At 42.3% G+C, this 12,921-nt stretch carries 9 protein-coding genes; 7 read left to right on the forward strand and 2 right to left on the reverse strand.

The window, feature by feature from the left end; translation table 11 throughout:
- Positions 1–484 precede the first annotated feature (484 nt).
- Positions 485–2,470, forward strand: a complete 1,986-nt coding sequence (locus tag H6G96_RS02140) for an EAL domain-containing protein (protein ID WP_190909754.1) — start codon at positions 485–487, stop codon at positions 2,468–2,470.
- Positions 2,471–2,618: 148 nt separating this feature from the next.
- Positions 2,619–3,314, forward strand: coding sequence for a response regulator transcription factor (locus H6G96_RS02145; RefSeq protein WP_190909756.1), 696 nt, complete (start codon positions 2,619–2,621; stop codon positions 3,312–3,314).
- Between the two features lie 553 nt (positions 3,315–3,867).
- Here H6G96_RS02145 and H6G96_RS02150 read toward each other — a convergent pair.
- Entirely contained in the window at positions 3,868–4,152 is a 285-nt protein-coding gene (locus H6G96_RS02150) for an Npun_R1517 family heterocyst differentiation transcriptional regulator (RefSeq protein WP_138498346.1), read from the reverse strand.
- 876 nt (positions 4,153–5,028) lie between these two features.
- Between H6G96_RS02150 and H6G96_RS02155 the strand changes: the two genes are divergently transcribed.
- The 5 genes from H6G96_RS02155 (at position 5,029) to H6G96_RS02175 (ending at position 11,036) form a co-directional block, all read left to right on the forward strand.
- Positions 5,029–5,388 carry an NAD(P)H-quinone oxidoreductase subunit M gene (locus H6G96_RS02155; RefSeq protein ID WP_190909757.1) on the forward strand — a complete coding sequence of 120 codons (360 nt, stop codon included), beginning with the start codon at positions 5,029–5,031 and terminating at the stop codon, positions 5,386–5,388.
- A gap of 222 nt (positions 5,389–5,610) precedes the next feature.
- Complete coding sequence (locus tag H6G96_RS02160) at positions 5,611–5,754, forward strand: hypothetical protein (RefSeq protein WP_190909759.1); 144 nt, start codon at positions 5,611–5,613, stop codon at positions 5,752–5,754.
- A gap of 478 nt (positions 5,755–6,232) precedes the next feature.
- Positions 6,233–8,512, forward strand: coding sequence for a protein phosphatase 2C domain-containing protein (locus tag H6G96_RS02165; RefSeq protein WP_190909761.1), 2,280 nt, complete (start codon positions 6,233–6,235; stop codon positions 8,510–8,512).
- Positions 8,513–8,658: 146 nt separating this feature from the next.
- A complete protein-coding gene (locus H6G96_RS02170; protein WP_190909763.1) occupies positions 8,659–10,239 on the forward strand; it encodes a CHAT domain-containing protein in 1,581 nt (526 codons plus the stop codon).
- A 149-nt stretch (positions 10,240–10,388) separates the two neighbouring features.
- Complete coding sequence (locus tag H6G96_RS02175) at positions 10,389–11,036, forward strand: hypothetical protein (RefSeq protein WP_190909765.1); 648 nt, start codon at positions 10,389–10,391, stop codon at positions 11,034–11,036.
- A gap of 230 nt (positions 11,037–11,266) precedes the next feature.
- On the opposite strand, the gene H6G96_RS02180 is transcribed toward H6G96_RS02175, so the two are convergent.
- Positions 11,267–12,649, reverse strand: coding sequence for a PrsW family glutamic-type intramembrane protease (locus H6G96_RS02180; protein WP_190909767.1), 1,383 nt, complete (start codon positions 12,647–12,649; stop codon positions 11,267–11,269).
- Between the last annotated feature and the right edge of the window lie 272 nt (positions 12,650–12,921).

Consider the following 12,921-nt stretch of genomic DNA (forward strand, 5'->3'; position numbering starts at 1 on the left):
TACTGTAAGAAAAAACGCTTTTGTCAGCCCCAAGGCATTGCCTGAAACCTTTATTTTTGCCTTAACATCATAAAAGTGAATATATCTTAAGAAGTATTTAAAAAAAATAGGTACAGCAAGTATACTGTTATAGTAAAATTTAACTTTAATAAACTGAAATTGTATTTAATAAAGTAAAAATCTCAGCAAGTAGGGCTTGGTCCAACTTTGTACTTTGGTCATTAATGGACAAGTTTGTGGCACTGAATAGTGTGAAGAGTTTATCTGAGCGTGGACAAATTTGTTTGCTTTCTCATCATTGATAGATAAATTAGTAAATCAAGAAAATAAGTTTTGCCATATTTATTTACAACGTGTCCGCTCTTGCAAGTAACCCAATTCTCACTTGCTCAAAAGGGTCTGAACCCTTGAGGAAGGTATGCGGTTTGCTTCTCTTACTCTCTTCATTCACACCTATGTTTCATAGTTTTGTAAGTTGAGCAACATGAACGTGGATGCATTTAGCCAAGAGATAGAAAAATTGTGCTTACAGATACAGGGACTATTACAATGCAATGGAACTAAGGCAAGCTTACAACAAGACACAATAACACAGGCTTTCGAGGAACTCCACACCGCAATGGAAGAACTATTGACAGCCTCCGAGGAGTTAGAGTTAACACGAGCGGTAGTAGAGAAAGAGCGCCAGCGTTACCAAGATTTGTTTGAGTTCGCTCCAGATGGTTATTTGGTAACTAATACCGCAGGGATAATCCTAGAGGCTAACTATGCTGCGGCAACCTTACTCGGTGTCCACCAAAAACATTTGGTAGGTAAACCATTAATTCTGTTTATTGCTCAACAAGACCGTCGCTGTTTTAGCTTTCAGATGAACAATTTCCAGGAGCTACTAAACTGGGAAATTAACCTGCAACCACGAGGAGGAGATCCTTTTCCTGCTATAAGTAAGGCATCTGCGGTGTACGACTTCCAGGGGAAGCAGGTTGGCTGGCGTTGGCTTCTGTGCAAGATCAGCGACCACAAACAAGCTGAAGAAATGTTGTACCAAGCTTACGATGAGTTAGAAATACGAGTAGCAGAACGGACAGCGGAGCTGGTACAAGCAAATGAGAAATTGCTAACTGAAATTATAGAGCGTAAACGAGTCGAATCACAACTGCTGCACCTTGCGTTTCACGATGCACTAACGGGTCTGCCAAACCGCGCTGCATTTATGAACCGCCTAGGGCGTGCCATTGATTATTCAAAACGACATTCAGATTATCTATTTGCGGTACTCTTTATTGACCTAGATCGGTTTAAGGTGATCAATGACAGTCTTGGACACTTAAAAGGAGACCAATTTCTGCTTGCTATTGCGGGTAGGCTAGAACTATGCGTACGCTCCATAGATACAGCTGCACGGCTTGGAGGAGACGAATTTACAATCCTGCTTGAGGGAATCCAAGATGTGGCAGACGCTATCAAAGTTGTTGAACGGATTCAACAGGAACTAAAGTTACCCTTTGAGCTTGACGGACAAGAAGTGTTTACAACGGCAAGTATTGGCATCGCGTTGAGTTCGACAGTAGACTATAAACATCCAGAAGAACTGTTGAGGGATGCTGATACAGCAATGTACCGAGCCAAGTTGCTGGGCAGAGCGCGTTATGAGCTATTCAACTCAGATATGTATGCTAATACTCTGGCGAAATTGCAGTTAGAGAGCGATTTGCGCCGAGCAATTGAACGCCTTGAGTTTCGAGTTTATTACCAACCAATTGTTTCGCTTACTAAAGGCTCTATTTTAGGTTTTGAGGCTTTGTTGTACTGGCAGCATCCTGAGCATGGTTTGCTTAATCCAGCAGATTTTATTCCTTTAGCAGAAGAAACTGGACTAATTTACTCCATTGGCAACTGGGCGTTGTATGAAGCCTGTCGCCAGGTGCAAACTTGGCGAATGTGCCATCATTCCAACTTTATAGAGAAAATCAGCGTCAATCTCTCCCTCAAGCAATTTTCCCAGCCCGATTTGATTGAGCAGATTCGGCAAATTTTGCGCTCAACTGGTCTGGATGCTAGCACTCTAGTACTAGAAATTACTGAAAGCGTAATTGTGGAAAATGCCGATAAGGCAACTGCCGTACTCTTACAACTTCGAGAGATGGGCATTGAGTTATCAATTGATGACTTTGGTACGGGCTACTCTTCATTAGGTCGTCTTTATAACTTTCCGATTAGTGTGTTGAAGATTGACCGTTCTTTCATCAGCCTGATAGCCAGTAATAGTAAAAATTTAGAAATTATTGAGATAGTTATCACATTGGCACACAAACTGGGTATGGATGTGCTAGCCGAAGGAGTAGAGACAAAAGAGCAACTAGCACTTTTAAGAAAGTTGAATTGTGAATATGCCCAAGGAAATTTTTTCTCTGTTCCATTAAATAGTTCAGTAGCAGAGGCATTAATTATGACAAATCCCCGGTGGTAAAATAGTCTCCGGCTGAAACAAACCCGTTACCGTCGTTATCAGCCATCACCCAACGTTAACAAGCTCTCTCGTTTTTCCTTTACGCCTTTTGTTCAATGACTGTCAACTTTCGCTAAATTGGAAAAAGGTAAACTTAAGGGAATTTTAAATGTCAGCACAATTGTTACTGGTGGATGATGAACCAGGGATACGGGAAGCCGTGAAAGACTATTTGCAAGAGAGCGGTTTCAGCGTTCAAGTCGCCAGTAACGCCCTTGAAGGTTGGGAATGGATGCAAATGAATACACCCGACCTAGTGATTTCCGATGTCATGATGCCTCAAGTGGACGGCTATCAGTTCCTGAAACAACTGCGAGAAGACCCTCGCTTCCAAACCCTCCCGGTAGTATTTTTAACTGCTAAGGGTATGACAGGCGATCGCATCCAAGGCTATCATGCTGGTGTCGATGCCTATCTACCCAAACCCTTCGATCCAGATGAGTTAGTGGCTATAGTCGAAAATTTGCTAGCCCGCCGTGCTGCTAAGGCTCCAACTACGGGAGATGACGTTGAAACCCCCGATCTTGCTGAACTAGCTAATCAGATTGCCCAAATTAAGGCATTGTTAACTCAAAAAAATGCCATTTCTCAATCGCCAGCCCCTTTCAAAATTGATTTGACTCCCAGAGAACAAAGTGTTCTAAATCTGGTCGCTGAAGGGCTGATGAACAAAGAAATCGCCCGTCGCTTGGAAACGAGCGTCCGCAATGTAGAAAAATACGTCAGCCGTTTGTTTAGTAAAACTGGCACCAATAGCCGTACAGAGTTAGTTCGTTTCGCACTAGAACACGGTCTTGCTAAATAGGGATTGGGGATTGGGGATTGGGCATGGGAGAATATCCTCCCCTGCTCCCTGCCCTCCTCTTTGCATCCTCTTCATTAAATCTTTTTTTGATATGGGTAATAGGTAACTGGCTGCTAAACCATGACCTATTACCAGTGATAGATAAAACATAAGTATTTCAGCAAATCAGGCACTTAGCTAAAGTAAAAAGCTAAAAGTAAATTATTTATTTTCACTTTGGCCTTTTAGGCTTTCATTGAATTCGCGCCTGTTGTCCAATTCCCCATCTGTAAAGACACAGGGTTTTGCTCTTCCTACAATGTCTTGATAAAAACTCGGTAAAATGCACCCGGCTGAATTTGCTTTCAGATTCTACCAGTACCCTTTGCTACAAAGTTTTTAATAGAGGAAACTGTTCCTGGGACTTCGTGCTGCTAAATAAGACTTTCACAAACTAGAAATCACAATATTTTATGAATTCTATTTGCTGGTTAGTTTTTATTGCAACGGGGCTATGGGATCAACATTTGATTTGATACCCAATTCATGTTTTTTCACTACTTAAATTACACCTTTAAGTTTGGGGATTTTCAGCAGCATTACGTAAACGCATCAGCTGACGTCGCATTTGAGGTGAGGCTTTGAACTCTGATACTTCTTGCGCTTTAACGGAGGCTTGCAACGTCTCTAGAAAGTCGTCAGAACCTTCAGTCAAGGCATCAAGTAATACCTGTAACAGTTGTTCGCGATCACCCAATAGACTCTTTTCCTCAATCAACCGGAATTTGAGATGGATTTCGCACTCATAAACACCTACTTCGAGATTATTTATCTGGCGTGGTAATGCTTTGGAGTTCATAGCTATTGAGATTCCTTTACTTGGTGGTCATGAGGGTAAGGAGGTAGATGCCCAGCAAAATTCTTTATATCTTCTTTGAATCCAAAGTGCTTGAATTAAGAATTTTTCTTCATCAATCACTTTTGTATTCCATTTCAGTCTCCTGTGTTTTATTTTCAAGCTAGATTTTGATGTTCTTGTGCCAGATGTAGCTTAATGGTAAGCCATAACCATTATTCAGTTTTTAAGATTCTACACAATAAAGTTTCTGTAAGAAGTTGTTCGACCTTTTTAAAGCTTTTTACACCAACTTTATGTTAACGTCAATCACAGTTGGACTTGTTACTTGAATTTTGGTGTTTATACGTAAGTAAAACCGCTTAATTTTTTTGAGCTTACTAATGCCAGAGGTCGATGTAGCGCTATTCAGTAATATTACTTGATGTGCGTTTTTTTCAACATAAAATTCCGGAGAAATTAATCAGCATAATTATTAAGATAAAGATTTTTGTTACCCATATAAAAATGTACATAGATTAAATTATTCTCGCCGAGCGCCCCGCCCTACTGCCTTCTATCCTTGATTGAGTACAAAAATCTTAGCTTTAGGTAAGACTGGCACAGCGCTTAGACTTATTTGTATGCGCCAAATAAAAATACTCCAACCAGTAATTTTTACAGAAAAATAATTAGACTACTGTCAGTACTAGCAACTAAATTTATCTTCAACTCCTAACAGAAGTAGCAAGTTCATCAGTAGAGGTGATATTTTTACTTATGCCCATTCAATATACCCTTTTGAAATTGCTTTCAAAGCTTGTAGATTGAGAGCATTCACGCTTGAATATAGCGTTTACAATAATTTCAGTGTAATCCACCCAAATCTTACACCCTTTTATGGCTAACCCGATGCTGCTCAAGTCCACAACCCGGCATATCCGCATTTTTGCAGGTGAAATTGACCGGGATGGCGAACTGGTTCCAAGTCAACAGGTCTTAACGTTAGATGTTGACCCAGATAACGAATTTAACTGGAATGAAGATGCGCTGCAAAAAGTTTATCGAAAATTTGATGAACTAGTAGAAGCATCTAGTGGCGCAGACCTCACAGACTATAACTTGCGCCGTGTTGGGTCAGACTTAGAACATTATCTGCGATCGCTTCTACAACTTGGCGAAATCAGCTACAATCTTTCTGCCCGTGTTACCAACTACAGCATGGGAGTCCCCCAAGTTGCAATTGACGACAAACAATAAGCTCACGCAATGTCAACTTCATATTTTGACCTCTCTTTTATAAAAAGAGAGCCTCTGAATTCTCCCCCTTCCCCAAAACTACAGTGTACACACAGTTTCTGATCCCCCCAACCTTCCTTAAAAAAGGGGGCAATAAATCTCAAAGTCACCTTTAGAAAGGGGACTTAGGAGGATCACACGATGTTTTGTATCGTTTGTAGAGATGTGTGTACACCGTAGCTAGTGCCTCGTTCCCAGCCTCTGGCTGGGAATGCCCTCTGTAAAGCTTTGCGATTTCCCCAAAGACGAACCCGGAAACAAAATTACGGCGTTCCAGGACAGTGGGATGAATTGGGGCAAGCAGGGGAAGCAGGGGAGGAATTTTAGAAGTTGCCAAATCATCCCGCAACTATGCAATGCCAAAATTACAAAATTTCTAAAGTCACTTTATTCGTCAGGTACTTTTGCCAAAAGTACATTTAAATTATCTTAATTCTTAATTAAAGTTAATTGTTGCTATCCTACTTATAAACTAAATAAATACCAACATTATCTGCCTCTTGATGATCGAGAAATTCAGCAAAAGCTTGGGGCGCAGTTATGCTTGGGTTATGCTTTGGTAACAGGGTTGGAGTTAGTTGCTTTGGCGATGGAGAGTCACAGAGCAATAGAAGCTATGATGAGGCTGTAGGGTTGACTTAGGAGCGTATTCTTTAGATAAATAAGTATTAGCACCTGCTGATATCCGCTAGCTAAAATCATCATCTAAAGTCTGGGTACGTGAAGTTTAAGAAAGATGAGCGGTCTAGATTGTCCCGAATAATGCTGTTAAAGAAATTGCCAATCGCTTCCCGGTGCGAAAACTATGGAAAATGACGCGGCAACGCTCTACTGTCCAAATGAAAATTGTCAGGCTGCCAACCCCCTGACTCACAAGTTTTGCCAGCGATGTTCCACGCCCCTACCCAAAAATTACCTCTGGGCTGTGGTAGATGGTCCGAGTGTGGGTAGTCCTGGAGAAATATTAGCCGATCGCTATTTAGTTATTGATAAATTTGTTCTTTTAGATACGAAGCCAGGTTTATTAGCTTTAACACCTGAAGTAGATCATTTACAGCCTCTAAAAGCTTACCTGAGACTGATTCCCTACCGTTTAAACGTACCGCAGGTATATGGAGTGCTTTTTCTCGCTGACGGTTCCTCCCATCGAGAAATATTACTTTTAGAAAAACCTCCATTATTAGTAGATGAAAAAATCCAACAAGTGCGTTTGGGCAACGATTTAACCACCGCTTGGCGTGATGCTACATCGATGCGCCAGCTCAATTGGTTATGGCAAATAGCTCATTTGTGGCAACCTCTTGCAAGTGAAGGTGTCGTCTCTAGCTTGCTTGACTCAGATGTATTACGGGTAGAAGGATCATTAGTCCGTTTATTAGAATTGCGTTTCGACGCAGCAACATTACCAGAATTGCCCCAATTAGGTCAATTTTGGCAGCAGTTGGTTAGTGGTGCTAAACCAGCCATAGGTGAATTTGTTGAACACATTAGCCTTTCTTTAGTTCAGGGAAAGATTAATTCAACTGATCAATTAATTGCAGTTTTAGACCAGGGACTAGCACAATTAGGGCGATCGCAAACACCCACAATCAAAATTATCACCAAAACCGATACTGGGCCGAGCCGCCAACGTAACGAAGATGCTTGTAGCCCACCCAGTGGAACTCTAGTGAGCAAACCACCCCAGTCAACAGCCTTAGCAATTGTCTGTGATGGCATCGGTGGACACGAAGGTGGCAATGTCGCATCAAATTTAGCCATTGAAACAATCCAGCAGCAGGTACAGCAACTCACAAAAGTTCCCTACGACCACATAGACCCCTCACTGCTACTAAATGATTTAGAAAAGGCAGTGGCAATCGCTAATGACAAAATTAGTCAGCGCAATGACGGTGAAAATCGCCAAGGTCGTCAACGGATGGGTACGACTTTAGTAATGGCATTGCCTGTTGCTCATGAAATGTACATTACCCACGTCGGTGATAGTCGTGCTTACTGGATTACCCGTCACGGCTGTTATCAAGTAACCCTGGACGATGATGTTGCTTCCCGTGAGGTGCGGTTAGGCTATGCCATTTACCGTGAAGCTGTACAACAAAGCGCTGCTGGCTCTCTTGTCCAGGCTTTGGGCATGGGGCCTAGTACTTCGTTGCACCCCACATCTGCACGGTTTATGCTCGACGAAGATGCTGTTTTTCTGCTCACATCCGATGGTTTGAGTGATTTTGATCGGGTAGAGGAGTACTGGGAAACAGAAATCTTGCCGATTCTAGCTGGGGAAACAAATATAACAAATGTTGCGGATAGATTAATCGAAATCGCTAACGCTAAGAATGGACACGATAATGTCACCATCGCTTTAGTTCATTATCAAGTCCAATACTGGGAACCAGAAATCACGATCAAAGCCGTAATTCCAGAGAGTTATTCTGCCAAAACTGTTGATTTGGCATCCAGAAAGCCTGATGCGACACTTTTAGGTAGCCCAAACCACAAAACTCAGGTGATTCCAGACACTGAGTCTGCAAGAACTCCTAGTTTACCGCTACAGTGGATTGTTCCGTTAATATTTGTAGTAGCAGCAGGTTCTTTAGGATTGTTCGTGAAGCAACTGCGATCGCAATCAGGGCGTTCGCCAATTTTTTCCAATCCATTACAAACTCAAAACCCTACCATCGAAGCAACACCCGCAGCGCGATCGCTTGCTAATCTTTCTCCTGGTTGGGTTATTCAAACCAACAATCAAATATCCTTGGGAAAAAACCAATCACTTCCCCCTAGAGCTTTTTTAGAAGTTATCAACATAAAACCAAATTCTCAACCAGCTTCTGGGGATTTGTTGGTGTCTATGCGAGTCTGTCCAAATAAAAGCACACAAACTTCAGCTAATACTAATAATCCCGCAGGAACTTCCTCTGTTTCATCAAATTCAAAACCTTTGCCGCAAGAGAAAACAGTATTGCTGTTATCCCAACTGAAACGCTTTGGTGTCTCTGTTTTACAATCAGATGTAAAAAGCCCATGTACAACCGACACACAACCGCCAGCGATTCAATCACCTGCACCTGACACCAGTCCAACTTAATCAAATACTCGTTAAACTGGTAAAAACCTGGAATAATAATCAGGTAACAATTAAAGTAAAACTTACAAGGTGAAAAAGTAAAAACTTTTAACCTTGGAGAATTCTTATTTGAAATTATTTGTTTTAAATTTTAATTTAATGAATCCATGCCATCCCTGAATTTGGCGATCGCCCGTCTCCTAAACACTGGCACTGATAATTTCGCTATTTGGGTGGTCAAAGCTCCCTATCCCAGTGGCTACGTTTTACGTGACTCTGTATGGCCTGATGAACTCAATCAAGTCTGGCAAGAATGGCAGCAGATGTTTGCCGGTCATAGTCATTTAGATATTTCCCCAAACTCAACATCTCAAAAGTCCAACCCATTCCCCATAGATTGGATTTCTCCCCCTTCAGGTCAAACCACTGGTCCCTACAGCAGCCGTCTGATGCAATACTTGGGAATGAATTTATGGCGCTGGATATTTGACGGGCAAATTCTCGGTAGTCTAGAACGCAGTCGCGGTATTGCTATGGGTCAGCATACACGTTTGCGCTTCCGGCTAGAAATCCGCGACCCGGATCTGATCGCTCTCCCTTGGGAAATTATGCAGCGTGAGCCTGGTCAATCGGCTATGTCTCTCTCGCAAGATTTGCTATTTAGTCGCACCAGCAGTGAAGTTGACCCCTTACCGTATTTGCGAACTGACCAAGCTTTAAGTATCCTGCTGGTTTTAGGTCATGACGACAAGTTAGAACTGGAACAAGAAGCTGCGATGTTACAGCAAACTCTTGCAGATACTTCTGTGGGTGGTAATTCCCAAAGATATGCACCTTGTATAGTGAATCAACTCCTACAACCAACTCCACAGGAGTTGATTCAAGAATTAGAAACTAGAGCATACAATGTTTTCTTTTACGCTGGACATGGTTTGCCAGACCCAGATGGGGGGTTACTGTTTTTGCGCTCAGATATGCCCCTGAATGGGATAGAATTAGCTCAAGTATTGACCCGTACCGGCGTGAAATTAGCGGTTTTCAACGCCTGTTGGGGCGCACAACCAGCTTCTATCAATCATCAAGCTATACCTGCCAGCAGTTTAGCAGAAGTGCTGATTCGTCATGGTGTGCCTGCGGTTTTGGGGATGCGCGATGAAATCGCAGACCACGAAAGCCACAGTTTTATTCAAGCCTTTACCGAAGCTTTGCGATCGCACAAACCAATTGATGAAGCCGTAGCACAGGCTAGGCAAGAGTTGTTAACACTGTATAAATTTAATCAACCTGCTTGGACTTTGCCTGTTCTCTACCTGCATCCAGATTTTAATGGCGAACTAATTAAGAATCTGGATGAAGGTATTACTGAGCTACCAGACACAGCCATTCCTGATGTAGGTTCCTCCCTTCCAGCTGCAACTTTGCGATCGCTCGCTCCAAAAGGTAAAACCTGGTTGCTGCGTTATGGAGTCACCCGCATCGGGCGCACAAAAGACAATGATATTGTCATCCCCGAACCATCTGTATCCAAACGTCACGCCGAAATCTTCTGCCGTAATACCCTTACTGATGCTACGTTGGTGCGAAGTTATTACTTGCAAGATTTTTCGACCTACGGGACAACCTGGTTTTTAGGCCCTAATGGTTGGCAACAAATCCTCCGAGAGGAAGTCCCCTTGAAATCGGGGATGCAGTTAAAGTTTGGAAGTGCTAGAGGTGAAACCTGGGAGTTTATTATTGAAGACTCCTAGCACAATTGCAGAAAAGGATTTGAGCCTTTAGCATCAGCCTTTAAAATCTATTTTTACTGTAGAAAAATTCAACTGTTTTTGCGGAAATCTCTTCTTAGGAATTGTAGCTGTCAATACTACCAAATAAATAATTGTGAGGAAATAAAACAATGGCTAATAAGATTAACGGCTCAGATACTTTCTCTTCTTTGCCATCTCAAGTAGATTTAGAGTTATTAGAAGCCCTACTGGAACCAGACGATGCTACCTATCCCTGGAATCCAGCTGATGAAGAGTCAGAAGCTTATTTTCAGGAATTAGAACAACAGTTCGGAATGCAAGATTTGCTTGAGGAAGAACTGACAGCGCGATCGGAAGATTTTTACAATAATCTAGACATACTTTGGTCTGGTATTACTTCTACACCAGAGTACAATCACAACCTACAACAGTCAGTAGTGCTTAATCTTCAAGAAAGATTATGTGCTACTTTTGCCGCCTGTGTCCCCCAAGCATTGCTCAAGACCATCGCCATTAAGGCTGCTGAAATTCTAGCTGCCCAGCAATCAATCAGTGAACAACTGGTTGAGTGTGTTCAGACAGTACTACCAAATTGGGGAACCGAGGATCTTTTAGTTTTGGCTCGTCCTTTTGCTTACGCGATGCGAAGTAGTGAATCGCAAAACGCAGCATCTGCGCTCAGTAGTCTTCAAGATACAGAGTGGACAGCTTTATCAGAAGTAGAGAAAGCAAAGGTTAGTTTAGCGATCGCTTCCTATGCTTTCAATGAAATCAACAAGTCTCAGTCTGAAGCATAACTTGAGTTAACTCTCTATCTTTTCTACATAAATTTCAGGGGCAGGCAGATTTATCTGCTGATAACGGCTGATAAACTTTGTGCTGCGGTTTTGAGCATCCACTAATTTTCAATTTTTTTGTGTAGTGGACTTAAGTAACATTTAAGCTAACTGTCAGATTAGGCCATCTATCCAAAGATATAAATATTCAAAAGTCAAGCGTTATTTTTTTGTTTTCCTTTTAGCATTTTTTATTTTGGGCCAAGAAATCGGGTAGCAAAATTTTGCGATCGTGTTGGTGAGAGTGCCCGGGCCTTGAGAATTGCCGCCATCAAAAAGGCGTAAGATAACACTCCAACAACTACCAATAACAATGCATTGATTGATCCTGTAGCATTCCATAAAGCGTGGAGAGCAGAGGCACTAAGATAACCAATAGAAAGAATTTGCCAACTTCTACTGGGTTTGAGAACAGCCAGCCCGATAAAATAACCCAGGTAGCCACTATAAGCCATGTGTCCAGCTACAGAGCCTAAAATTCGCGGAATTAGCAGTTGTAAACCCGCCAGTTGACCAGCAGCGCCTATACCCACCTGTTGCGTAACATTTTGAGTGATATCTGGCACATACTGTCCGAGAGTTTCTAGTAAAGTAAAGCCTACAGCAGAAGCCGTTCCCAGGAGAATACCATCTAGAGGTTCCAAGACCCCAATCCGTTCCCGCCAAGGTGAAGGTAATCCACTACCGATAAAATATGCACCGATTATAGGTAATGCCTTGAGTAATTCCTCCATCAGCCCAGCGCCAAAAAACATCCGCACCAGCAACTCTGTAAAGGTAATTGATTCTTGGGGTGAGGACAAGTTTCCAGGTAGAACGGTGCGAAACACAAAGATAAATAGATCCAACACCGGACTTATTAAAACCAGTATCGTACTCAATGCCGCAGCCATTAGCACCCACCAAGGCTTCTGTTTGCCGCAAAGTTGGTAAACAAAATAGTAGGCAGCGAAGGCGATGTAAGTTGCTACGATCACTTGATTATCTTGGGGCCGACCGACTGTAGCAAACATTAGCACCACAAAGATTACGGTCAGTATTCCCGGTACGAGATAAGCTTTACGAGTTAAATCTTTACCAGTGGAAATAATCGGAAAAAGTTGGGTGAAGCTAACAGAATCTGGCTGCTTTAATTGTGTGTGACCGTGGTAGTTCGTCGCCGAAGGCAGTGGTACAACTTGGTTCACTGTCGTCGCCGGGGTAAGTAAGGTATACTCGTACTCAAAAACGTATTGTGGCCCATCAGCACCTAGAGAAATGCGATCGCCTGGGTGCAATTCTTGACATTCATACAAGCGTTGTCCATTCAAATAAGTGCCATTAGCACTATTCAAATCACAAAGCACCCAGCTGAATTTGCTATCTGGCGATAGAGAGAGGGGACGAACCACTGCATGACGACGAGATACCATTCGGTACATCATGGCATCCAAGACAACTTGGCAGCTGGGGTCGCGTCCAATTACCATCTCTTTACTGGGGGGCAGCGAGTAGCGAGATCCTGATCCAGAAGCTGCCCCATTACCAGACACTAGCCGCAGAAATGCATTATGTCTTGCGTGTTTGCCTGTCATCGATAAGAAGTGCGTTTCTAAACTAATTCTTCACATAATTTGGCAGCAGGACTAACCTTAGCCACATCAACAGCAGCATTGCTAAATCCACTATAGCTTCACTTACTGCTAAGAAATTTAAATTCTAAATGCAAAACTTTAAATTCTTTCACTTAATGTAAATAAGTATTCAATTTACTAAGATTTTGTCCCAAATCTGGTTTGTTAGGCGGATAAATCAGATTGTATCAGCAGTGTACTCTTGCCATTCTGGCTACAAATTCAACCTACGG

This window comes from Nostoc sp. FACHB-892, from assembly GCF_014698795.1.
In the GTDB taxonomy this organism is placed as follows: Bacteria; Cyanobacteriota; Cyanobacteriia; order Cyanobacteriales; family Nostocaceae; genus Nostoc.